This window comes from Archangium minus, assembly GCF_044360475.1.
GTDB classification, from domain to species: Bacteria; Myxococcota; Myxococcia; order Myxococcales; family Myxococcaceae; genus Archangium; species Archangium minus.
The window spans coordinates 12,637,629-12,660,056 of sequence record NZ_CP043494.1 but is presented as its reverse complement, the minus strand read 5'-3'; the positions used below and the strand labels follow the sequence as shown (position 1 = coordinate 12,660,056).

The 22,428-nt window shown below is 68.2% G+C and carries 22 protein-coding genes; 9 read left to right on the top strand and 13 right to left on the bottom strand.

From position 1 onward, the window contains the following. The first annotated feature begins 34 nt into the window (after positions 1-34). Complete coding sequence (locus tag F0U60_RS52165) at positions 35-973, top strand: NYN domain-containing protein (protein WP_395812004.1); 939 nt, start codon at positions 35-37, stop codon at positions 971-973. A gap of 16 nt (positions 974-989) precedes the next feature. Here F0U60_RS52165 and F0U60_RS52160 read toward each other — a convergent pair whose 3' ends face one another. Beyond that, the gene (locus F0U60_RS52160) at positions 990-1,490 is read right to left on the bottom strand and encodes a nuclear transport factor 2 family protein (RefSeq protein ID WP_395825839.1); all 501 of its coding nucleotides are present in this window, start codon (positions 1,488-1,490) and stop codon (positions 990-992) included. 396 nt (positions 1,491-1,886) lie between these two features. On the opposite strand from F0U60_RS52160, the gene F0U60_RS52155 reads away from it, so the two are divergent. Together F0U60_RS52155 and F0U60_RS52150 are read left to right on the top strand one after the other, a co-directional pair. Then, the gene (locus tag F0U60_RS52155; protein WP_395812003.1) at positions 1,887-2,174 is read left to right on the top strand and encodes a hypothetical protein; all 288 of its coding nucleotides are present in this window, start codon (positions 1,887-1,889) and stop codon (positions 2,172-2,174) included. 68 nt (positions 2,175-2,242) lie between these two features. Beyond that, on the top strand, positions 2,243-2,863 hold the full coding sequence (locus tag F0U60_RS52150; protein WP_395812002.1) for a hypothetical protein: 621 nt from the start codon (positions 2,243-2,245) through the stop codon (positions 2,861-2,863). Between the two features lie 12 nt (positions 2,864-2,875). On the opposite strand, the gene F0U60_RS52145 is transcribed toward F0U60_RS52150, so the two are convergent. The 6 genes from F0U60_RS52145 to F0U60_RS52120 form a co-directional block, all read right to left on the bottom strand. Then, positions 2,876-4,489, bottom strand: coding sequence for an LVIVD repeat-containing protein (locus F0U60_RS52145; RefSeq protein ID WP_395812001.1), 1,614 nt, complete (start codon positions 4,487-4,489; stop codon positions 2,876-2,878). 147 nt (positions 4,490-4,636) lie between these two features. After that, the gene (locus tag F0U60_RS52140; RefSeq protein ID WP_395812000.1) at positions 4,637-6,238 is read right to left on the bottom strand and encodes an LVIVD repeat-containing protein; all 1,602 of its coding nucleotides are present in this window, start codon (positions 6,236-6,238) and stop codon (positions 4,637-4,639) included. A gap of 152 nt (positions 6,239-6,390) precedes the next feature. Then, entirely contained in the window at positions 6,391-7,992 is a 1,602-nt protein-coding gene (locus tag F0U60_RS52135; protein WP_395811999.1) for an LVIVD repeat-containing protein, read from the bottom strand. Between the two features lie 112 nt (positions 7,993-8,104). Continuing rightward, a complete protein-coding gene (locus F0U60_RS52130; RefSeq protein WP_395811998.1) occupies positions 8,105-9,706 on the bottom strand; it encodes an LVIVD repeat-containing protein in 1,602 nt (533 codons plus the stop codon). Between the two features lie 130 nt (positions 9,707-9,836). Beyond that, positions 9,837-11,792, bottom strand: a complete 1,956-nt coding sequence (locus F0U60_RS52125; protein ID WP_395811997.1) for a molecular chaperone DnaJ — start codon at positions 11,790-11,792, stop codon at positions 9,837-9,839. Positions 11,793-11,927: 135 nt separating this feature from the next. Continuing rightward, a complete protein-coding gene (locus F0U60_RS52120; protein WP_395811996.1) occupies positions 11,928-12,548 on the bottom strand; it encodes a TetR/AcrR family transcriptional regulator in 621 nt (206 codons plus the stop codon). A 104-nt stretch (positions 12,549-12,652) separates the two neighbouring features. On the opposite strand from F0U60_RS52120, the gene F0U60_RS52115 reads away from it, so the two are divergent. Further along, positions 12,653-13,660 (top strand): NAD-dependent epimerase/dehydratase family protein, encoded by a 1,008-nt coding sequence (locus F0U60_RS52115; protein ID WP_395811995.1) that lies wholly within the window; start codon positions 12,653-12,655, stop codon positions 13,658-13,660. Positions 13,661-13,736: 76 nt separating this feature from the next. Continuing rightward, positions 13,737-13,955 carry a hypothetical protein gene (locus tag F0U60_RS52110; protein ID WP_395811994.1) on the top strand — a complete coding sequence of 73 codons (219 nt, stop codon included), beginning with the start codon at positions 13,737-13,739 and terminating at the stop codon, positions 13,953-13,955. Between the two features lie 4 nt (positions 13,956-13,959). Here the strand turns inward: F0U60_RS52110 and F0U60_RS52105 are convergent, their stop codons facing one another. The 3 genes from F0U60_RS52105 to F0U60_RS52095 all read right to left on the bottom strand — a co-directional run bounded on the left by F0U60_RS52105 (position 13,960) and on the right by F0U60_RS52095 (position 16,779). Further along, positions 13,960-14,295 carry a hypothetical protein gene (locus F0U60_RS52105; protein ID WP_395811993.1) on the bottom strand — a complete coding sequence of 112 codons (336 nt, stop codon included), beginning with the start codon at positions 14,293-14,295 and terminating at the stop codon, positions 13,960-13,962. Between the two features lie 84 nt (positions 14,296-14,379). Continuing rightward, positions 14,380-15,408, bottom strand: coding sequence for a hypothetical protein (locus tag F0U60_RS52100; RefSeq protein WP_395811992.1), 1,029 nt, complete (start codon positions 15,406-15,408; stop codon positions 14,380-14,382). A gap of 69 nt (positions 15,409-15,477) precedes the next feature. Beyond that, on the bottom strand, positions 15,478-16,779 hold the full coding sequence (locus tag F0U60_RS52095; protein ID WP_395811991.1) for an AmpG family muropeptide MFS transporter: 1,302 nt from the start codon (positions 16,777-16,779) through the stop codon (positions 15,478-15,480). 183 nt (positions 16,780-16,962) lie between these two features. Here F0U60_RS52095 and F0U60_RS52090 point away from each other — a divergent pair, with 183 nt between their 5' ends. Further along, positions 16,963-17,577, top strand: a complete 615-nt coding sequence (locus tag F0U60_RS52090; protein WP_395811990.1) for a glutathione S-transferase family protein — start codon at positions 16,963-16,965, stop codon at positions 17,575-17,577. 21 nt (positions 17,578-17,598) lie between these two features. Here F0U60_RS52090 and F0U60_RS52085 read toward each other — a convergent pair whose 3' ends face one another. Both F0U60_RS52085 and F0U60_RS52080 read right to left on the bottom strand, forming a co-directional pair. Further along, entirely contained in the window at positions 17,599-18,210 is a 612-nt protein-coding gene (locus F0U60_RS52085; RefSeq protein ID WP_395811989.1) for a hypothetical protein, read from the bottom strand. 54 nt (positions 18,211-18,264) lie between these two features. Further along, positions 18,265-18,876, bottom strand: a complete 612-nt coding sequence (locus F0U60_RS52080) for a hypothetical protein (protein WP_395811988.1) — start codon at positions 18,874-18,876, stop codon at positions 18,265-18,267. Positions 18,877-19,055: 179 nt separating this feature from the next. Between F0U60_RS52080 and F0U60_RS52075 the strand changes: the two genes are divergently transcribed. From F0U60_RS52075 to F0U60_RS52065, 3 genes are read left to right on the top strand one after another with little or no spacing between them, the layout of a single operon-like run. Beyond that, positions 19,056-20,342: a LamB/YcsF family protein gene (locus tag F0U60_RS52075; protein WP_395811987.1), complete on the top strand. Its 1,287-nt coding sequence runs from the start codon at positions 19,056-19,058 to the stop codon at positions 20,340-20,342. Next, complete coding sequence (locus F0U60_RS52070; protein WP_395811986.1) at positions 20,343-21,203, top strand: biotin-dependent carboxyltransferase family protein; 861 nt, start codon at positions 20,343-20,345, stop codon at positions 21,201-21,203. Continuing rightward, entirely contained in the window at positions 21,200-21,799 is a 600-nt protein-coding gene (locus F0U60_RS52065) for an SRPBCC family protein (protein ID WP_395811985.1), read from the top strand. The genes F0U60_RS52070 and F0U60_RS52065 overlap by 4 nt, the downstream gene beginning before the upstream one ends. Before the next feature lie 99 nt (positions 21,800-21,898). Here the strand turns inward: F0U60_RS52065 and F0U60_RS52060 are convergent, their stop codons facing one another. Further along, positions 21,899-22,330 (bottom strand): hypothetical protein, encoded by a 432-nt coding sequence (locus tag F0U60_RS52060; RefSeq protein WP_395811984.1) that lies wholly within the window; start codon positions 22,328-22,330, stop codon positions 21,899-21,901. Positions 22,331-22,428: the final 98 nt, after the last annotated feature.

The following is a 22,428-nucleotide window of genomic DNA, read 5'->3' as shown; positions in this document are numbered from 1 at the left end:
CGCCGCCAAGGCGGCACGCATTACCGGAGCATTTTTGGATACGAAGAAAGAACACCGCATCGCGCTGTTCCTCGATTTCGAGAACCTGGTGACGAACACCGGGTTCACCGCCGCCAACTTCGACCTGCAGCCGGCGATGGATCGCCTGCTCGAGCGGGGCAAGGTGGTGTTCCGTCGCGCCTACTGCGACTGGTCCCGCTTCAAGGAAGCCAAGGGCAACCTGCACGAGTTCGGCGTCGAGCTCATTGACGTGCCGCCCTCGACGCGCTCGGGGAAGAACGGGGCGGACATGCGCCTCGTCATCGACGCGCTGGAGCTGTGCTACGCGCGCGAGCACATCGACACCTTCGCCATCGCCTCGGGCGACAGCGACTTCTGCCCGCTCGCGTACAAGCTGCGCGAGAATGGCCGGCAGCTCATCGGGCTCGCGGTGAAGGAGGCCACCAGCCCCCTCTTCGTGAAGGCCTGCGACGAGTTCATCTACCTGCGGCCCCGCACCCGCGCGGAGAAGGACAAGGAGAAGGAGAAGCGCGCCCACGAGCACGAGGAGGGCTCGCGAGGCCGCAAGCACGGCAAGGGGCACGGGGCGGGTGAGCGCCAGGGGAAGGAGCAGGCGAACGCGCCCAAGGGCAAGGCCGAGACGCAGAAGGCCGAGGTGCCGGAGAGTGTCGTGGAGGTGGTGCAGCGCCTGCTCGCGCGGACCACGGGCTCGCTCAACCCGTCGGCCATCAAGGAAGCCATCGTCCGCAAGGAGCCGGACTTCGACGAGCGCGACCACGGCTTCTCGTCCTTCGCGAAGCTGCTGGCGGCCCTGGAGCAGGAGGGCTTGCTCAAGCGCGTGCAGCAGGGCCGGCAGTGGTACGTGGTGGGGCCCGAGTCGGCGCCCGAGCCACAGCCTCGTGGCCGGGGCGCTCGCGTCCAGGAAGAGGAAGACGAAGAGGAAGTCTACCCGGATCCTGTCGACGACTTCTAAGGGACGCTCGGGCGGGCTACTGGGCCTGCTGCTTCTTCGCGTGGGCCGCGATGCGCTCCGTGAACTCGGGCAGCAGGTCGTTGGGGATGGGCACCGAGAGGTTGTAGTGGGCGATCTTCCACGTGCCCCCGCTCTTCACGAGCACGCCCGAGCCTCGCGCCGGGCCCATGTTGTTCGTGGAGAGCGCCTCGTCGAACCACGCCACCGAGCCGTCCTTCGAGAAGCTCACGTGCCGTGACACCGCGGTGAAGCTCCACGCCTGTCCCTTGGCGAAGTAGGGCTTCGCCCAGGCGCGGAACTCGTCGCGCGTCCACCGCTCGGTGGCGTCCGTGCCCATGTAGACAGCGTCCGGCGTGAAGTAGCTGAAGTAGCGCGCCTCGTCCGCTTGGGACGCGGCCTTGTGCCAGTCGTCGAGCACGGCGTTCACCGCGGCCGTGGGCGTGGCGGGCTTCGCGGGCGTCTTGGCCGTGGGTGTGGAGGCGAGGAGGGTGAGACAGAGCAGGGTAACGGTGGACATGGGCGCCATGAGCGCGCGCGGGACGCTCCGGGTCAAGTCGCAACCACCGTGAATAAGAGTGAAGTCGGGTCGTCTCTTGGGTCATCTCCTTCCCCCGGGAGTCCACTCTCCATGAAGGCTCTTCACACGCTTCTCGTTGGTCTGTTGTTGACGGGTTCTGGCTGTACCCTCGCAGTGGGTTCCCACCCTGGGCCCGTGATGCGGGAGGAGCGGCATCCTCATCCACGTCCACCCTCGTCCCGGCCACCCCCGCGGCCACGGCCTCCGCCGGAAGAGCCGCATCCGCCTGAGCCGCCTTCCCACTCGAACTTCCATGTCCCGCCGGATCGCGTTCCTCAGCAGGGCCTGTGCCGCATCTGGTACCGGAATCTCCCTCCCGACAGGCAGCCCGCGTCCATGACATGCGGGCACGCCCACCGGACGGCGCGGGCCCATGGCGGGCTGGTGATCAAGGCGAGCTCACCGCGCTCGTTCCAGACGGGCGAGGTGGCGGCGACCGACTACGGGCACGTCAACTTCGATGGCGTTCCACCCGACCGCCTGCCGCCGCCGGGCCTCTGCCGTGTCTGGCTCGACGGAACGCCTCCGGACCGCCAGCCTCCGCCCATGTCGTGTCGGGAGGCCTCCGCGTATCAGCGCCGCTCCGGGGGCCGGGTGCTCTTCATGCCCGCGTCGGACCTCTAACCCCTTGCGGAAGTGATGGCGCGATGCGCTATAGGGGCGTTCCACGCTTCTCAACCGGGGGGACTCCCGTGACGTCCGCACTCCAGCCGCGCCCGAACAGTGACCTGGCCGCTGGCCGCTTCGGCCAGCGCCGCTACATGATCCGCCGCCAGTTCTTCAAGCTCTTCGGCGGCGCCTTCCACATCTACGACGAGGCGGGCAACGTCCTCTTCTACTCGAAGATGAAGGCCTTCAAGCTGAAGGAGGACCTGCGCGTCTTCACCGGCGAGGACATGCAGCAGCAGGTGCTCTCCATTCAGGCGCGCAACATCCTCGACATCAGCGCCACGTACGACGTCACGGATTCCCAGACGGGCCAGAAGGTGGGCGCGCTGCGACGCAAGGGCCTCAAGTCCATCCTGCGTGACGAGTGGCTCATCCTGGATGTGAACGACCAGGAGGTGGGCACCATCCAGGAGGACAGCATGGTGCTGGCCATCGTGCGGCGCTTCCTCACCAACCTGGTGCCGCAGACCTTCCAGGGCGCAGTGGGCGGTGCGCCAGTCTTTACCTTCCGGCAGCACTTCAACCCCTTCATCCAGAAGATCTCCCTGGACTTCTCCGCGGATACGTCCGGCCGGCTGGACCGCCGCCTGGGCATCGCGACGGCGGTCCTCCTGTGCGCCATCGAGGGCCGTCAGCAGGGCTGAGGCCTTCGTGGCTCACTGCTCGCGCAGGATGAGGAGCCCGCGCCAGGAGTCCACGGCGTAGACAAAGCCATCGCCGGGGACGCGGATGCCGAGGACCCCGGCGAAGTAGCGGCCCGTGTCCGCTTCGGAGTCGCGGAAGCTGTTGTAGTAAGCCACCTGGGTGGGCTTCGTGGGGTTGGAGACGTCCAGCACTCGCACCCCCTCCTGGTACCAGGCGATGTAGAGCTTCTTGCCCACCAGCACCATGTTGTGGATGGAGATTTCGGGGCGGAGCTGGAACTCGCCAATCTTCACGATGCGAGCGGGGTCGGTGATGTCGAGCACGCGCAGGTGCTCGCCCGGGCCCTCGCCGCCCTCGAAGGCGATGGTGCGGCCCCCGAAGGTGCCCACCGCGTTGTGGTGGGCGAGCTGGAAGGGATAGGTGAACTGGCCGAGCGTGCGGATGTCGTTCGGGTTGCTCAGGTCCGCGATGAGGAAGCCCTGGTCATAAGTGCTGACGTAGAGCCGGTCACCGATGGCGAACATGTCGTGAGGCGAGGCGCCGTTGTACGCGTAGCGGTTGATCTCAGTGGGGTGGAGGGGGTCGGTGAGGTCGAAGATGATGACGGCCAACACGTCGGACGCGGCGGCGTAGAGGCGGTTGCCGTCGACGAAGACGGTGTGGACGTTGATGTTGCCGCCAGGCAGGTCGCGTACCAGCTGCGGGTCGGCCGGGTTGGAGATGTCGAAGACGAGCACGCCCTTGGCGGCACTGGCGACATAGAGCGCGTCCCCCTTGGCCCACACCCCGTTCCACAAAACATCATTCTCCCTTTGGATCGTCTTCACCTTCTTGGGGGCGGACTTGTTGCTCACGTCGAAGACGGTGAGGCCGCCATTTCCCTTTTCGATCTCGGGGAGATGACTGGACACCACGTAAGCGTGGCCCTTGGTGACGTAGACGTCCGCCGGGAAGCCAATGTCGACGGGGTTCTCGGAGACGAGCTCCAACCCCGAGGCCTCGGCTTCACCGGCGCGCCAGGTCGTCGTCCGCTGGGACTTGAAGGTGTACAGCAAGGAGACCTTCCCATTGCTACAGGTGGCATAGCAGCCGGTGAACTCGGGGGCCTGGGGCGCCTCGCACGTGGCGATCATCGTGCGGCTCTTGACGCCATCCCCCCTGATTCTCTCGGAGGCGTAGAAGCGGGCGTTTCCATCGCTCGCCTGCTGGGTGATGGGGCTGTCGGAGATGTACTGGGTGCCGCCGTCGCTCCTGAGCCGGATGGAGGTGGCTGAGTAGGAGGGGGTGCTCCGGTTCGAGCGGAGGGTCAGCATGAACAGCCCGTCGGTGTTCGCGTTCGCCAGCGACTCGCGGTTACAGGCCGACAGGTCGAAGAGGTTGAAGTCGTCGGGGCAGGGGTCCTGGCGGTTGGCGGTGAAGGTGCAGGAGGCGAAGGGGCCCGCGTCTGGCCACGTATTGCCCTTCTCTTCGAGCGGGACGTAGCTGCCATCCCATTCGTAGCCAGTGCCGGCATCGAGGGTGGAGGCGTCCGGGTTCTCCGGGGGGTTAGACGGAGACGAGGTGCACGCAGTGAAGGTGAGGGCGCTGGCGAGCAGATAAGCCCAGGGGATGCGATGCCAGGTCATGAACGAGCGACTCCCGTGAAAAGAGCGCGCATCGTTCGGAGAGATGCGCGCCCAACGCAACCGGGAACTCCATCTGGCAAGTGTCAACTCACGAGGACGTGAAGCCAGAGGCGAACTCTCCCCTCTGTCTTATAAGGCGCGCGTGGCTCACTTCTCGCGCAGGATGAGAAGCCCGCGCAAGGAGTCCGCCGCGTAGATGAACCCGTCGCCGGGGACGCGGATGGCGTAGGTCCCGGCGAAGTAGTCGCCGGTGTACGCTTCGGTCTCGCGGTAGGTGTTGTAGTGGGCCACCTGGGTGGGCTTGGTGGGGTTGGAGACATCCAACACGCGCACGCCCTCCTGGTACCAGGCGATGTAGAGCTTCTTGCCCACCAGCACCAGGTTGTGGATGGAGTATTCGGGGCGAAGCTTGAACTCGCCAATCTTCACGATGTGGGCGGGGTCGGTGATGTCGAGCACGCGCAGGTGCTCGCCCGGGCCCTCGCCGCCCTCGAAGGCGATGGTGCGGCCCGCGAAGGTGCCCACCGCGTTGTGGTGGGAGAACCTGGAGGGGTAGGTGTACTGGCCGAGTGTGCGGATGTCGTTCGGGTTGCTCACGTTCGCCACGAGGAAGCCCTGGTCATAGGTGCTGACGTAGAGCCGGTCACCGCTGGCGAACATGTCGTGAGGCAAAGAACCGTTGTTCGCGTAGCGGTTGATTTCGATGGGATGGAGCGGGTCGGTGAGGTCGAAGAGGATGACAGCCTCGGGGGCTGAGGCATAGAGGCGGTTGCCGTCGACAAAGACCGTGTGGACGTTCTCGTTGCCGCCAGGCAGGTTGAGCACCAGCTGCGGCTCGGCCGGGTTGCGGATGTCGAAGACAAGCACGCCCCTGGCCGCGCTGGCGACATAGAGCGCGTCTCCCTTGGCCCAGACGCCATTCCAGAAGTTGTCCGTCTCCAACCGGATGGTTTTGACCTTCACGGGAGCGGCCTTGTCGCTCACGTCGAAGACGGTGAGGCCGCCACCCACCACCTTCCCACTGACGTTGTCGGTTTCGGAGATGGACACCACGTAGGCGTGGCCCTTGGTGACGTAGACGTCCGCCGCGCTGCCGATGTCCACGAAGTTCTCGGAGACGAGCTCCAGCCCCGAGGCCTCGGACTCTCCGGCGCGCCACGCCATCCGCTGGGATTTGAAGGTGCTCAGCTGGGAGACCTTCCCTCTGAGGCAGGTGGCGTAGCAGCCGGTGAACTCGGGCGCTTGGGGTGCCTCGCACGTGGCGAGCATCGTGCGGCGTGGGGTGCCATCGACGAAGTTGCTCTCGACGGCGTAGAGACGGGCGTTTCCATTGCTCGCCTGCTCGAGGATGGGTTTGTTGCCGAAGTACTGGGTGCCGCCGTCACTGCTGAGGCGGAGCGTGTTGGCGCTGAAAGTGGGAGTGCTCCGGTTCGTGCGGGTGGTCAGCATGAACATGCCCTCGGTGCTCGCATTCGCGAGTGACTCGCGGTTGCAGGCCGAGAGGTCGAAGATGCTGAAGTCGTCGGGGCAGGGGGCTCCGCTGGGAAGGGTGAAGGTGCAGGAGGCGAAGGGGCCTGTGTCCGGCCAGTTGTTGCCCGTCTCCTCGAGCGGGACGTAGCTGCCATCCCACTCCTCACCGGTGCTGGCATCGGGTGTGGAGGCGTCAGGCTCTGTCGGCGAGGAGGTGCAGCCGATGACGGTGAGGGCGCTGGCGAGCAGCCAGGCGCAGGGGATGCGATTCCAGGTCATGAACGAGCGGCTCCCGAGGAGAGGGGCACGCATCGTTCGAAGGGGCCGCGCTCGGCGCAAACCGGGGACTCCATCTGGCAAGTGTCAAGTCGTGAGGCGGTGTAGCTGAAGGCAAAATCTCCCCTCCAGCTACACCTGGAGGCGCTCGTGGCTCACTGCTCGCGCAGGATGAGGAGTCCGCGCCAGGTGTCCACCGCGTAGATGAAGCCGTCGCCGGGGACGCGGATGCCGTAGACCCCGGCGAAGTAGAGGCCCGTGTCTGCTTCGGACTCGCGGTAGGTGTTGTAGTGGGCCACCTGGGTGGGCTTCGTGGGGTTGGAAACGTCCAGCACGCGCACGCCCTCCTGGTACCAGGCGATGTAGAGCTTCTTGCCCACCAGCACCATGTTGTGGATGGAGATTTCAGGGCGGAGCTGGAACTCGCCAATCTTGACGATGTGGGCGGGGTCGGTGATGTCGAGCACGCGCAGGTGCTCGCCCGGGCCCTCGCCGCCCTCGAAGGCGATGGTGCGGCCCGCGAAGGTGCCCACCGCGTTGTGGTGGGCCCACTGGTTGGGGTAGGTGAAGTTGCCGAGCGTGCGGATGTCGCTCGGGTTGCTCACATCCGCCACGATGAAGCCCGAGTCGGAGAAGCTGGCATAGAGCCGGTCGCCGATGGCGAACATGTCGTGTGGTAGGGCCCCGTTGGGTGCGTACCGGTTGAGCTCGAGGGGCTCGAGGGGGTTGGTGAGGTCGAAGAGGAGGATGCCCTGCCCGAGATCGGCGGCGTAGAGGCGATCGCCGTCGACGAAGACGGTGTGGACGTTGCTCTTGCTGCCGGGCAGGTTGCGCACCAGTTGAGGGTCGGCCGGGTTGCGGATGTCGAAGACAAGCACGCCCCTGTCGGCGCTGGCGACATAGAGCGCGTCTCCCTTGGCCCAGACGCCGTTCCAGGCGTTGTCGTTCTCCAACTGGAGGGTTTTCACCTTCCTGGGCGCGGACTTATCGCTCACGTCGAAGACGGTGAGGCCACCTGCCGGTATGTCGGGGACGGTCATGGACACCACGTAGGCATGTCCCTTGGTGACGTAGACGTCCACCGGGAGGCCGATGCCCACGGGGTTCTCGGAGACGAGCTCTAGCCCCGAGGCCTCGGCTTCACCGGTGCGCCACGTTGTCGACCGCTGGGACTTGAAGGTGCTCAGTGCGGAGACCTTCCCATTGACGCAGTTGGCGTAGCAGCCCGTGAAATCAGGAGCCTGGGGCGCCTCGCACGTGGCGATCATCAGGCGAAAGACAGTGCCTCTCGGGAGGACTCTCTCGGCGGCGTAGAGGCGGGCGTTTCCATCGCTCGCCTGCTCGATGATGGGGAGGCCTTCGATGTACTGGGGGCCGCCGTCGTTCCTGAGCCGGGTGGCGATGGCGGAGAAGTAGGGAGGGCTCTCGGGTGAGCGGGTGGTCAGTATGAACAGACCATCGGTATTCGCGTTCGCGAGCGACTCGCGGTTGCAGGCCGACAGATCGAAGAGGCTGAAGTCATCTCCGCAGGCGTCTCCGATGTTGGCGGTGAGAGTGCAGGCGGCGAAGGGGCCCGTGTCCGTCCACGTGTTGCCGTTCTCCTCGAGCGGGACGGAGCTGCCATCCCACTCCGCGCTGGTACTGGCATCGGGCGTGGATGCGTCCGGGGACGTGGCTCCCGACGGTGACGAGGTGCATCCCATGAAGGTGAGGGCACTGGCGAGCAGGCCGGCTCCGAGAGAGAGATTCCGGATCATGAACGAGTGGCTCCAGAGGGAAGGCGCGCGCATCGTTCGGAAGAAACGCTCCCGGCGCAAACCGGGAGCTTCATCAGGCAAGTGTCAAATCGCGAGGGCCGAGCCCTGTGGCTCACTGCTCACGCAGGATGAGGAGCCCGCGCCAGGCATCCACCGCGTAGATGAAGCCATCACCCGGGACGCGGATACCGAAGGCCCCGGCGAAGTAGTCGCCGATGTCCGCTTCGGACTCGCGGTAGGTGTTGTAGTGAGCCACCTGGGTGGGCCGCGTGGGGTTGGAGACATCCAGCACACGCACGCCTTCCTGGTACCAGGCGATGTAGAGCTTCTTGCCCACCAGCAACAGGTTGTGGATGGAGTATTCGGGGCGGAGCTGGAACTCGCCAATCTTGACGATGTGGGCGGGGTCGGTGATGTCGAGCACGCGCAGGTGCGCGCCCGGGCCCTCGCCGCCCTCGAAGGCGATGGTGCGGCCCGCGAAAGTGCCCACCGCGTTGTGGTGGGCGAACTGGCGGGGGTAGGTGAAGTTGCCGAGCGTGCGGATGTCGCTCGGGTTGCTCACGTCGGCCACGAAGAAGCCCGAGTCAGAGAGGCTGGCGTAGAGCCGGTCGCCGAGGGCGAACATGTCGTGCGGTATGGCGCCGTCGGGCGCGTAGCGGTTGAGCTCGAGGGGCTGGAGGGGGTTGGAGATGTCGAAGAGGAGGATGCCCTTCTCGAGGTCGGCGGCGTAGAGGCGGTTGCCGTCGACGAAGACGGTATGGACGTCGGTATTGTCGCCGGGCAGGTTGCGCACCAGTTGAGGGTCGGCCGGGTTGCGGATGTCGAAGACGAGCACGCCTCGGTCGGCGCTGGCGACATAGAGCGCGTCTCCCCTGGCCCAGACGCCGTTCCAATAGTTGTCGTTCTCCAACTGGAGGGTTTTGACCTTCACGGGGGCGGACTTGTTGCTCACGTCGAAGACGGTGAGTCCTCCGGCGGCCTTTCCCAGGTAGGGGGCGGAGATGGACACCACGTAGGCGTGGCCCTTGGTGACGTAGATGTCCACCGGGCGGCCGATGTCCACGAGGTTCTCGGAGACGAGCTCCAGCCCCGAGGCCTCGGCTTCACCGGCGCGCCACGCCGTCCGCTGAGACTTGAAGGTGCTCAGCATGAAGACCTTCCCGTTGTTGCAGGAGGCGGAGCAGCCGGTGAAATCGGGAGCCTGGGGGGCCTCGCAGGTGGCGAGCAGCTCGCGGCGTACGCGGCCGTTGGAGGCGGTGCTCTCGGCGGCATAGAGGCGGGCGTTCCCATCGCTCGCCTGCTGGGTGATGGGTTGGTTGTTGATGTACTGGGTGCCGCCATCGCTCCCGAGCCGGATGACGGTGGCCGCGAAGTAAGGGGTGCTCCAGTCCGTGCGGGTGGTCAGCATGAACAGCCCGTCGGTGTTCGCGTTCGCGAGTGACTCGCGGTTGCAAGCCGACAGGTCGAAGAGGCTGAAGCCGTCAGGGCAGGGGTCTCCGGCGTTGGCGGTGAAGGTGCAGGAGGCGAAGGGGCCCGTGTCCGGCCACGTGTCGCCGTTCTCCTCGAGCGGGACGTAATGGCCATCCCACTCGTCGCCCGTGCTGGCATCGGGTGTGGACGCATCCGGAGTGGAGCCCGACGGCGAGGAGGTGCAGCCGATGAGGGTGAGGGCGCTGGCGAGCAGCCAGGTCCAGGGGGGACGATTCCAGGTCATGAACGAGCGACTCCCGTGGAAAGGAGCGCGCATCCTCGAAAGGGAATGTTCCCAGTCAAACCACGGACTTCATCCGGCAAGTGTCAACTCGCGAGGGCGAGAAGCCGGAGGCGAAACCTTTCGTCCGGCTTCACCGGGCTGCGTCGGGACGGAAGCGCCGCTCGATGCGCGAGCGCAGCAGCTCGAGGACTTCCTTGTCGGACGTGCCGGCCTCGGGGTCCAGCACCAGCTTGATGGCGCCCCTGCCGATGAGCACTTCGGGCTCGAGCGTCTTGCCGGCCTGGACGAGCCGCAGGTGCGCGGGGTTCAGCTCCACGCCGTAGGGCTGGAGGTACAGGTCCACGAAGCGCTGGAGGAGCTGGGCGGCGGTGAGGGCCTCGCGCTCCTCGGGGAGGAACTGGAAGCCCACGGTGGTGCCCGCGAGCCGCAGGCCCTGCTCGACCACGGTGCGCAGCCGCAGCGCGTGGGGCAGCAGGGCCTCCTGGCCCTCGGAGCGGCTGTAGAGCCAGTAGCTCTTCTGCACGTGGGCGCACAGCGGGCACAGCATCCCGTTGAGCTCGTCGAGCCCGCGGGTGCGCAGCAGGTGCTGGAGCAGCACCTCCTCGCCGCAGCGCTTGCACTGCTCCTGGGGGCCAATGACGGCGAGCACGGAGCGGCCCCGCTCGGCCACGTCCTCACGTTGGAGCGCCAGCGGCACGGCGGCGAGCAGCTCGGCGTCGCGCAGTTGGAGGCCGAAGCGGACCTCCTTCTTCATGACGCGCATGCCGAGCTCCAGGTGGCGCGGCAGCCGGGTGAGGGCCTGATCGAAGGAGGGCGCCTCCGGCATGTCGAGCTCGCGCAGCAGCTCGTAGCGCTCGGCCCAGGCCTCGCTGGAGTCGAGCCCCGGAGGTGGGCGGCCGGCGGCCTCGGCGAAGAAGGCCATGAGGGTGAGGGCGACCTGCCAGGGCTCCTGGGTGACGGTGTCCTCGAGGCGGCGGGCGAGCTCGCGCGCGGCGGGCGTGGCGCGTTGGCGCTCGAGGCGGAGCACGCCCTGGCGCACCAGGGGGCTCTCCAGCACGGGATCGAAGGCGCGGAGTTTGCGGCCCTTGCCGCTCTCGGCGAGCGTGGACATGCGCTTGTTCCTCAGAGAAGTGAGAGTGCGCGCGGCGCGCTCGAGCTGGCGCATGCGGGCGCGCGCGTCCTGGGCGAGTCCGTGCAGCTCCTCCTCCATCTCCGCGCGCGTCTCGGCGAGGTAGTCACGGCCCTCGGCCTCGCGGCGGCGGGCCTCCTCGTAGAGGCGGGCGGTGGCGGTGGAGCGCAGGCTCTCGCGTTGCTGGCGCAGGGAGTTCGCGGCGGTGGTGAGGATGCGGATGCGGCGCTCGAGGTGTGCGAGGCGCTCGTCATCCGTGAGCGAGTCCGCGGCGGTGTCGCCCGCGCCCACCTTGGCGGCGATGAGCTCCAGCGTGGTGCGATCGCCCGCCTCGTAGGCCACGTTGACGCGGGCCATGAGGGCATCGAGCCGCGTGCGCTCCTCGTCCGACTGCGCGAGGTCCGGGTGGAGCAGGCGCGCCAGCCGACGGTGGAGCCGCTTGAGGGCCACGGCCTCGTCCTCGCGCTCGGCGAGGAGTTCCTCTTCGGAGGGCTCCTCATCCTCGGAGGGCTCGTCGTCCGCGAAGTCGTCCGCGTCCTCGTCGTCGAAGGGGTCCTCCCTGTCCTCGGTGGCGTGGGCCCGGCGCTCGGAGATGGGAGGCTGCGAGGTGCGCTCGGACTTCTGCGGCGAGGTGGGATCGGACGACGGAGGGAGGACGGGCTGCTCGAGGCGGCGGGTGAGGGCGGAGGCGGCGTCCTGGAGGTTGCGGAGCCGGCGCAGGAGCCGCTCGGAGCGGCTCACCTCCTCGGAAGGGGCGGCGAGGGCGTCCTCATAGGCGCGGGCGAAGCGCTCCAGCGCGAGGCTGAGCGAGTCGAGCTCCGTGTCGAGCGCGTCGATCTCCGCGAGGAGCTGCTTGAGGCGCAGCTCGGCGCGACGCAGCGGAGACTCCTCGGGAGGAGGCGCGACGCGGAGCAGGGCCGACTCGGGAGCGAGCGGAGCTGTCGACGAGGAGGACATGCGAGGTGGCGGGGGTTCCCCCAGCAGGGTACCCGATGCCGGGGTGATCGCTCGTAAATCTCCCGAGCGCAAGTGTGTGCCCGCCTGCCTCGCGGACGAGCTTTTCCTCCAAACCCGAGAGCGGTTCCGCCGCGCTCAAGCCCCCGTCATTCCCGGCAGTCCGTGGACGAGTGTGGAGATCAGCGTGGTGGTGAGCGGCTCCGCGGGCGTGCCCTGGAACCCCGAGCATGCGAGCTTCAAGCTCACGATGCCGTGCACCCCGGCCCATACCACTTCGGAGAGCTGTCTTGAGTCGGCGTCCTTCGCGAGCTTGCCTCGGGCCTTGAGCTCCTCGAACGGGCGCACCAGTTGCTCGAAGGCCCGCATGCCCAGGTCTTCATGGCCCTCGCCGAACAGCGCGCTGTTGAGCTTCGGGTCCTCCATGAAGACGAGCCGGTACGTCTCCGGGTGCTCCAGGCCGAAGCGCACATAGGCCTGGGCGAGCGCGTTCAACCGCTCCAGCGGCTCCTCGATGCGGGCCGTGGGCGCGAAGTACTCGAGCAGCTGCTGGAACCCTCGCACGCTCAGCTCCCGCGCGATGTCCTCTCGGCTCTCGAAGTGCAGGTAGAGCGTCGCCGGCGCGTACTCGATGGCGTCCGCGATCTTCCTCATGGACAGCGCGCCGAAGCCCTCGCGCACCACGATGTCTCGCGCCGCGCTCAGGATCTTCTCGCGCAGCTCCGCCCGCTGCCGCTCCTTCCTCTCAGCACTCCCCATACGCGCAGAGTAGGTCTTGACACGCAGAGCGGCAATCATTAAATGAACGGCGTTCACTGAACGGTGTTCATAAAGTTCCCGGTGTTCGGGACGAGGAGCGGAAGATGAGCGAGCAAGGCAAGGTGGCGTTGTTTGGCGCGTCGGGTGTCATCGGTCAGAGCGTGGTGCAGGCGCTGAGGGCCCAGGGGCGGGAGTACCGGGTGGTGGGCCGCTCGATGTCGTCGCTGAAGAGGGAGTTCGGCTCGGACCCCAAGGCGGAGCTGGTGACGTGGAACCCGGAGGATCCGGCCTCCGTGCGCGCGGCGGCGCGGGGCGTCCACACCCTCATCTACCTGGTGGGCCTGCCCTACACGGAGTTCCGCATGCACCCCGTGCTGACGCGCCGCACGCTGGAGGGGGCCATCGCGGAGGGCGTGAAGCGTCTGGTGCAGATTGGAACGCTGTACTCATTCGGCCGCCCGCAGGCGGAGCGGGTGACGGAGGACCATCCGCGCGAGCCCCACACCTTCAAGGGGAAGATGCGCAAGCAGCAGGAGGACCTGTTGCTCGAGGCGGGTGCGTCGGGCGCCATCCAGACCACCATCCTCCGGCTGCCGGACTTCTACGGGCCGAACGTGGAGCGCAGCTTCCTCCACGGCGCCTTCCGCGCGGCGCTCGATGGCAAGCGCGCCCAGCTCATCGGGCCCATCGACAGGCCCCACGAGTTCGTCTTCGTGCCGGACGTGGGGCCGGTGGTGACGGCGCTCATGGACGAGCCTCGAGCCTACGGGCGGACCTGGAACCTTGGCGGCGCGGGCGTCACCACGCAGCGGGAGATGGCCGAGCGCATCTTCGCCGAGGTCGGCCGGCGTCCGAAGCTGATGGTGGCCAACCGCCCCATGCTGCGCATGCTGGGCCTGTTCGACTCCTTCCTGCGCGAGCTGTTCGAGATGCACTACCTGCTCACCGAGCCGTTGATCGTGGATGACTCGGCGCTGCGGAACCTCTTGGGTGAGGTGAAGAAGACGCCCTACGCGGAGGGCATCCGGCTCTCCCTGGCGGCGATGCGCGAGCAGGATGCGGCCGCGCGTCGGAGCCCCGCCCCGGCGTCTCCCGCGCACACTCCGGCCTGATGTCTGACCAGGGTCACGTGCATGCCCGTGTCGCTCGGCCTATGCTCTCCCTCCACCCGGCATCCGGAGGAGTCCCATGGCAGGGAGAGACCCCAACCGTCGCATCTACGGCACGCAACCCCTGCGCCGCGTGGGCAGTGGCCAGGACCAGCTCGACAAGGAGGCCCTCGAAGGCCCTCTGGAGTCCCCCACCTCCTCCGTGCGCGAGCAGCGCCAGTTGAACGCGCCGCTCAACCCCGAGCGCAAGAGCTTCGCCGCTGCTCTCGAGCGGCTCGCGACTCCGAAGAAGAAGTAGCGCCTCAGGTCCCATCTGGCCGCTTGTCGGGGTAGGCCGCCCAATAGCTCTCCGGGAGCGGATTGGTGCCGAGGTCGCTGCGCACGCCGTCGCCATCGGGAATCGCTCCGACGCCGCCGTAGGCGACTTCCTCCTGGGCATCGTGCTCGCAGTGCTTGTGGAACGCGTCGCACTGTTTGCGGAACGCCTCGTCGTTCTCGTCGTCGGGACGCTGATGCGAGCCCTGCTGCTCGCGCGTGGGCTGGCCCTCGGGTTCTTCCTTTTCGTGCCTCACATCCGTGGGGCGTCCGAACATGTCCTCGGCGGGCTGCGGTGGGGGACGTGTGTCCTTGTTCGCCATGATGGAATACCTCCGAGCAATAACGGTCATGGCGCGACCGCTCGGCGGCAACCTAGGTCCGATGTCAGGCTGGAGAGCAGGCAGTCAAGGAGACGCCTGGGTGGTCGGCGTGGGCCGCGGGCTGGGCCAGAAGCGCGTCTTGAGCGCTTTGTCGGCCGAAGCCAGGCGCTTGCGCTGCTTCAAATCGTAGACGCGCGCGGACTCATCGCTGGAGACGAGCAGGACCTCATCGCGCAGGTAGAGCTGGAAGCAGGCGTCGGCGGACAACGCGAGGCGCTCGGGCTCAGCGAGCTTCGTGCCCTCGTACCAGCGCAGGGGCATGCAGGAGGTGGGCACCTCGGCGTACATCTTCCAGGAGAAGAGCGGGCCGCTCGCGGTGGGCGTGACACCCCACTCGCCGTTGTCGCCGGAGCGCTTAGTGGGGACGGCGTTGCCGAGCGCGGCCAGGTCCACGCTGCCGCGCTCCACCTCGCGTGTCACGGGCAGGGCGTCCGGGCCCAGGAGCGTGGTGATGGGGCCGAGCGTCCGAGTCGCGTCGAGCGCGTGACTGCCGGCGCCCTCGCCCTCGTAGGCCGTCTCCTTGGACTCGAGGAGCCGCCAGCCTTCGCCATCATGGAGGAAGGCGCGGGCCACGGCGGGCTGCGTGGGCTCCTGGGGCATGCCGGGGGACACGAGGGCGATGGGGTGGCCCTCGGCGTTGAAGCCCAGGTCCGTGGTGTTCCCAGGGCGGGGCAGCGCGAGCTCGATGCCCTGACCGGAGGCGAAGTCCACGACCCACGCGCGCTCGGGCGCCTCGGCGTGGGGCGAGAGCAGGACGGCGCCCTTGCCTCCATCATGGCTCCACGCGAGCTCCGCGCGCTCGCACGCACCGTCGAAGGTGAAGAGCTCCGCGCGGGTTCCCTCGAGCCCCAGCCGCACCCACCGGCAGCGCTCGGGCGGCACGGGCTCGAGGAGGGAGAGGCTGAGGCCCGTGAAGCGGATGTAGCCCGGAGTGGAAGCCACCGCGGACTCGGGCGCTGGAGCGGGAGTCGGCGGGGTTTCGGTCGGGTGGGATTTGCACGCGCTCAGGAGGAACGCGGCGCAAAGAAGGCTCGGCGGACCGAGTCGTCGCATGGGTGCTCCGGGTTGGGAAGCGACCCGGAACCTTGGCAGACCGGAGCCGTGCGGGGAACCCCTTGACGCTCAGGGCGTCGCGGCGGGGGTGGGCGCGGGAGCGGCTGAAGTAGGAGCGGGTACGGGTGCAGGCTCCTCTTCCACGGGGGCAATACCGGCTTCCGGACGCAGGAAGGCGAGCAGCACGAGCGCGGGAGCGGCGAGCGCCACGGTGAAGCAGAAGTAGGCGGGCCAGCCGAAGCGCTCGATGAAGAAGCCCGCGCCGGAGGACAGGAAGCGCCCGCCCAGGTTGGAGAGCGCGGAGAGCAGGGCGAACTGGGTGGCGCTGAAGCGCTTGTTGCACAGCGCCATGGTGTAGGCGCCCATGGCGGTGGTGGCCATGCCGCCGCACAGGTTGTCCACGGAGATGGCCGTGGCGAGCACCCAGTAGTTCTTCCCCACCATGGAGAGCACCAGGTAGGTCAGGTTGGTGAGCGCCTGGAGCGCGCCGAAGACGTAGAGGCTGCGGCGCATGCCCAGCGACACCATCAGCGCGCCGCCGATGAGCCCACCGGCGATGGAGGCGATGAGCGAGGGCACCTTGCTGATCCACCCGATCTCCGTGTTGGTGAAGCCCAGCTCGACGAAGAAGGGGCCGACGATGGGAGGACCGGCGAAGGCCTCGCCCAGCTTGTAGAGCACGAGGAAGAGGAGGACGGCGACGGCGCCCTGGCGGCGGAAGTAGTCGACGAAGGGGTTGACCACGGCGTCGCGCAGGTTGCGCGGAGCGCGGCCCTCGGGCTCGGGGGCGAGCAGGGTGGCCACCATGCCCACGAGCATGAGCGAGGCCATGATGAGGTACGTGCGCTTCCATCCGAAGGAGTCCGAGAAGGTGAGGGCCAGGGGGCTCGCGGCGAGGATGCCCAGGCGGTAGCCGGTGACGAAGGTGGCGACGCCGAAGCCGCGCTCGCTGGCGGAGAGGATGTCCGTGCGCCAGGCATCGGAGACGACGTCCTGACTGGCGGCGAGGAAGGCCACGAGCGTGGCGATGCCGGCCATGGTGAGCGGGGACTGCTTGGGGTCCACGAAGGCCATGGCGGCGATGGCGGCCATGAGGCCCAGCTGCGACACGAGCAACCATCCGCGGCGCCGGCCCAGGAAGGGCAAGGCGAAGCGGTCCATCAGCGGGGCCCAGATGAACTTGAGCGAGTAGGGCAGGCCCACCAGCCCGAAGGCGGTGATGGTCTTGATGTTGAGCCCCTCGTTCTTCATCCAGATGGTGAGCGTCCCACCCACGAGGAGCAGGGGCAGACCCGAGGAGAATCCGAGCGTGATGAGCAGCCAGACGCGAGGACTTTTGAGGACCTGGAGGAGCGAGGGCTTGGAAGACATGGGCAGGGGCACAGAATACAGGTCCGCTCGGGGAATCCATCCGGTACGTCGAGGGCGCAAGCCGCGCAGTGTCCGCCCGGCTGCTGTGCGAGCCCGCGGGTGTCCGCTATCTCGCTAGGGACATGACGGGGTCCTGGCCTATCTTGCGCCGCCGTTTCAACCCCCCCTACCCCGAGGTACACCATGAAGCTCTACGAGCACCCGTTCTCCACGGCCGCGTTCAAGGTCCGCGCAGTCATCCACGAGCTCGGCCTGCCCGTCACCCTCGTCACCCTCGACATGATGAAGGGCGAGCAGAAGTCTCCCGAGTTCCTCGCCAAGAACCCCAACGGCAAGGTGCCCACGCTCGAGGACGACGGCTTCTTTCTCTGGGAGTCCAACGCCATCCTCTGTTACCTGGCCGCGAAGAAGCCCGAGAGCGGACTGCTGCCCGCCGATCCCAAGGGCATGGCTCAGGTCCAGCAGTGGCTGCAGTGGCACGCCACCACCTTCGCTCCTTCCACCAGTGAGGTGATGTTCGAGACGATCTACGCGAAGATGATGGGCCGCACGAAGGACGAGGCGAAGTACGCCGCCGGCCTGGAGAAGGTCCGCCGTGATCTCGGCGTGTTGGAGAAGGTGCTCGCCGGCAAGGAGTTCCTCTGCGGCAAGCTCACCCTCGCGGACTTCTCCCTCGTCTCCCAGCTGCACATGCGCGCGCCCATGGGCGTGGACCTCGAGGCCTTCCCCCACGTGAAGGCCTGGGTCGCTCGCATGGAGTCGCGCGAGAGCGTCCGTAAGTCCCTGCCCCCGATGTAGTCCCAGGGGCGGGCCGCGCTTCTAGTTGCGGCGACGGTTGTCGCGACGGTCCTCACGCTTCTCGTGACGGTCCTCGTGCAGCTCCTGCTTCGTCTGCCGCACCTCATCCCGGGCCACCTGCACGAGCTGCGCGATGAGGTTGCGCTGGCGCTGCAGGTCCCACGAGTTGCGGCTGCCCATGACCTGGTGCAGCTCCCGGGCGATGGCCGCCCGCGTCTTCAACGTGGCCGCCTCGACGGCCGCGTCCCGCTGGTCATCGCGCCGGTCGCGGCGGTCGTCCATCCCCGGACGACCCCAGTCGCCCCGGCGCTCCTCGTTGCTGCTGCGCCGCACCTCGCGCTTGTCGTCCCTCAGCTCGCCCCGGCTCTCCGCGAACTCCTGCCGCAGCAGCTCGCGCAGCTTCGCTTCCACCATGGACATCTCGCGCTCGTCCTTCCGCGACCACGCCCGGTCGAAGCGCGTCAGCGTGTCCTCCAGCTCGGCCACATCACGCTTGTCGTCGCGGAGCTCGCCCTTGTCCTGACGGACCTCCTGGCGGTTCTGCGCCTGCTCGGACGGCCTGCCCCACTGCGCGTTGGCCGCGCCAGCGGAGAGAAGGACGGTGGCGATGAAGGCGGAAGAGAAGCGGTTCATGGTGTTCATCCTCTGGGGTATCGAAGGTCGGTTGGGTTTATTCGAGCCTGGGTCCTAGTAGCGGCGACGGTGGTCGCGACGGTCCTCGCGCTGCTCGCGACGGTCCTCGCGCAGCTCCTGCTTCGTTTGCCGCACCTCGTCCCGGGCCACCTGGATGAGCTGCACGATGAGGTTGCGCTGGCGCTGCAGGTCCCAGTGGTCGCGGCTGCCCATCACATAGTGCAGCTCCCGGGCGATGGCCGCCCGCGTTCTCAACGTGGCCGCCTCGACGTGCGCATCCCGCTGGTCGTCACGCCGGTCGCGGCGGTCGTCCATCCCCGGACGGCCCCAGCCACCCCGGCGCTCCTCGTGGCTGCTGCGCCGCACCTCGCGCTTGTCGTCCCTCAGCTCGCTCCGGCTCTCCGCGAACTCCTGCCGCAGCAGCTCGCGCAGCTTCGCTTCCGCCATGGACATCTCACGCTCGTCCTGCCGCGACCACGCCCGGTCAAAGCGCGCCAGCGTGTCCTCCAGCTCAGCCACATCGCGCCTGTCGTCGCGGAGCTCGCGCTTGTCCTGGCGAACTTCCTGGCGGTTCTGCGCCTGCTCGTGGGGCCGGCCCCACTGTGCATGGGCCGCGCCGGCGGAGAGAAGGACGGTGGCGATGAAGGCGGAAGAGAAGCGGTTCATGGTGTTCATCCTCTGGGGTATCGAAGGTCGGTTGTCGCTAACACTGCTTCTGACGGGGAGTGCCGGGATTTATTCGAGTCCCGACGGACACCAGGGGGCTCGCTCTGGCATTCACCCCGGGTATGCTTTCATTCCACCGGGCTGCGTGCTGGGGGCCAGTCGACTAGGGTGGTCATCTCATGGCGGAGTGTCTCCTCAACATCGACCTGGGCGAGCTGCCAGACGAGGACGAGCGGCTCTACACGTACGCGCAGGTGGCGAACATCGCCTGTGGCGGACACGCGGGTGACGAGCACTCCATGCTCCGAGCGCTCGAGGCGTGCGCGCGCCACGGGACGCGGGCCGGGGCTCACCCCTCCTTCGAGGACCGGGCGAACTTCGGACGCCAGGAGGTGCAGGTGGCCCCGGAGGTGCTGCGCGGCCAGGTCGCCGCTCAGTGCGCTCGGTTGATGACGCTGGCCACCGACGTGGGCGTGCCCGTGCGTTACGCCAAGCCTCACGGCGCGCTCTACCACGCGGCCAACCGCGAGCCCGCGCTCGCTCGGGCGGTGGTGGACGGTGTCGTGGAGTCGCTGGGCACGGGCATCACCTTCATTGGCCCAGGCTCGGGGGCGCTGCGTGAGGCGGCTCGAGCGATGGGGCTGGCCTACGCGCGTGAGGGCTTCGCGGACCGGGGCACGCGGCCGGATGGCTCGCTCATTCCGCGAGGGCAGCCGGGCGCGGTGCTGACGGACCCGTCGGTGGCGCGGGAGAATGCGCTGCGGCTGGCCCTGGGCGGGACGGTGGACACGCTGTGCGTGCACGGGGACTCGCCGGGCGCGGTGGAGCTGGCGCGAGAGGTCCGCGCGGTGCTGGATGTGCTGTCGCTGCGCACCGAGCCCCTGGGTGAGGGCGCGCTACGGCTCGTGCTGCCGGAGCGGTTGGAGCGGCGCGGGGTCCTGGAGTCCCTGAAGGCCGAGCCCGGCGTGGTGGACGTGGTGGTGGGCGAGGAGCACGCCTGCGTGTACTTCGACCCGGCGGCGCCTCCGGAGGATCCCCGGCGCGTGTTGGGCCGGTTGGTCGTGGCGTCGACGCCTTTGACGGAGCCACCGTTCGTCGTTGTGCGCGTGCGCTACGACGGGCCGGACCTGCCTCGGGTAGCCGAGCGCGTGGGGCTCGCGGAGGACGACGTGGCGCTGCTGCACGCCTCGCGCGAGTACACGGTGCGCACCGTGGGCTTCCTTCCCGGCTTCGCCTATTTGGGCGAGGTGGATTCGCGCATCGCCGTGCCCCGGCTGTCCACGCCGAGGCCGCGTGTGCCGGCGCTCTCGGTGGGGATCGCCGGACGCCGCACGGGCATCTATCCGGTCGCTTCTCCGGGTGGGTGGAACCTCATCGCCACCGCTGTGGATTTCACCGCCTTCCGTCCCGACTCCGGCGCGGTGCTGGGGCTCGGGACCCGGGTGCTCTTCGAGCGGGTGGACTGAATGGACGCGAGGTTGGAGGTGCTCGAGGTGGGCGGGCCGGTGCTGGTGCAGGACGGGGGCCGCGCAGGAAGCATGCACCATGGCGTGCCCCCCGGAGGTGCGCTGGTGCCGGAGTGGCTGGCTGCGGCCAACCGCGCGGTGGGCAATGCGTGGAACGCGGCGGCGCTCGAGTGTTACGGGCGGTTGGAGCTGGGGCTGAGTGGGCGGGACGCCTGGGTGTCAGTGGATGGGCAGTCCTTCCGGGTGGAGGCCGGGGGGCACTTCTCCGTTCCAGCGCCGGAGCAGGGGGTGGTGCGCTACGTGGCCGTGGAGGGAGGGCTCGACGTGCCCGAGCTGCTCGGCGGGCGGGGCACGCTGCCGGTGGCGCGGTTGGGTGGATTCGAGGGCCGAGCGTTGAAGCGTGGAGATCTGCTGCCGCTTGGGACCGGAGGCGGTACGCGGGTAGAGGCAGGCGTGGCGCTGTCACTGGACGCCGAGGTGCGTGTGGTGCTGGGCCCGGACCTGGGGCGCTTCGGCGCGGATGCGATGGAGCTGTTGTTGGAGAGCACCTTCACGGTGTCGCCCACGAGTGACCGGATGGGCATGCGGCTGCGCGGGCCGACGTTGCCCCAGGCCGACGAGGGCTCAGGGCTGTCCGGGCCCATGGTGCGCGGCGCCATCCAGGTGCCGTCCTCGGGAGAGGCCATCGTGCTCGGGCCGGACCATCCCACGCTGGGGGGCTACCCGGTGCTGGCGGTGGTCATTCGTGCGGACTGGGGGAGCCTGGCGGCGCGTCGGCCGGGGGCCTCCGTGCGCTTCCGTGCGGTAGGTGTGGACGAGGCGCGAGACCTCTGGAAACAGCATTCTCAGGAGTGGGCATGAAGCGTGTTCTGATGCGCATGGGCCTCGTGCTCGTGGCGCTGGTGGGCGTCTTGGTCGTGGTGGGGCTCTTCCTGCCGAGGCAGTGGCACGTGGAGCGCTCGGTGGTCATCAACGCTCCGCCCGAGCACATCCATCCGTTCGTGGATGACTTCAAGGCCTGGCGGTTGTGGGCCGTGTGGGACGAGATAGACCCCGAGGCGAAGCACGAATACAGCCCGAAGACCGCGGGCGTGGGCGCGTGGTGGTCGTGGAACGGCCCGACGCTCAGGCACGGGAAGATGCTCATCACCCGGAGCGACGTGAGCTCGGGTGTCTGGATTGAGGAACTGGACGAGGCGGGCCAGAAGGTCGACGGGCACCTCACCACGCTCACGTGGACGCAGGAGGGCGGCGGGACGAAGGTGACCTGGATGAACGAGGGCCTGTTGCGCCCGGTCATCGGGGGCTACTTCGTGTGGACGATGGACAGCCTGGCGGACATCTACTTCCAGGAGGCCCTGAAGCGGCTGAAGACCCTGGTGGAGAAGCGTCGAGCGGCGGAGTTGGAGGCCGCGCAGCCGGTGCATGGGGGTGTCGCGGCGCCCGCGGGGCCGTGAGCCCTTCGTGAGAGGGAAACGCATCGGCCCACGAGCGAGACGCCCGTGGGCCGATGTCTTTCTTGGGGTGTCGTTCCGGAGAGGCCGGGGTGACGCGGACTAGCGCAGGGACTTGTTGTCCTCGTCGGTGTCCGTCATGTCGCTTTCCGGCGAGGGCTGGTTGGCCGGAGCGCCCGGGTTGAGCGGCTCGTCACTCGTCTCGCCGCCGAGGCTGTTGGTGCGGTCCATGGGCTCTGGCTCGAGGCCGGTGCCGCCGGTGCCGGGCTCCATGGGCGTCGTGGGCGTCGTGCCCTCGTGAACGCCGGGCTCCATCTCACGCGTGCCCTCCGGGGGCAGCGGCTGGGTGTCCTGCGGCACGCTGTTCGGGTCGTCCAGACCCGTGCCGCCGGTGCCGGCATCCGGGGTCATGGTGGTCGTATCCGTGCCGGTGCCGGTGCCGGTGTTCGCAGCGCCCTTATCCGTCTTGCACGCGGTCCCGAACGCCACCGCTCCCGTGAGGAGACCCGCCAGCAGAAGCTTCGTCTTCGTCATGTGGTGTTCCCTCCCTTTTCGCGTTTCGCTTGCGGTCGGGAAGCTGAGGCCTACCTCCGCTTCGTGCAGCGGGCGCTTGCCCGGCAGGCTGCTGAGCG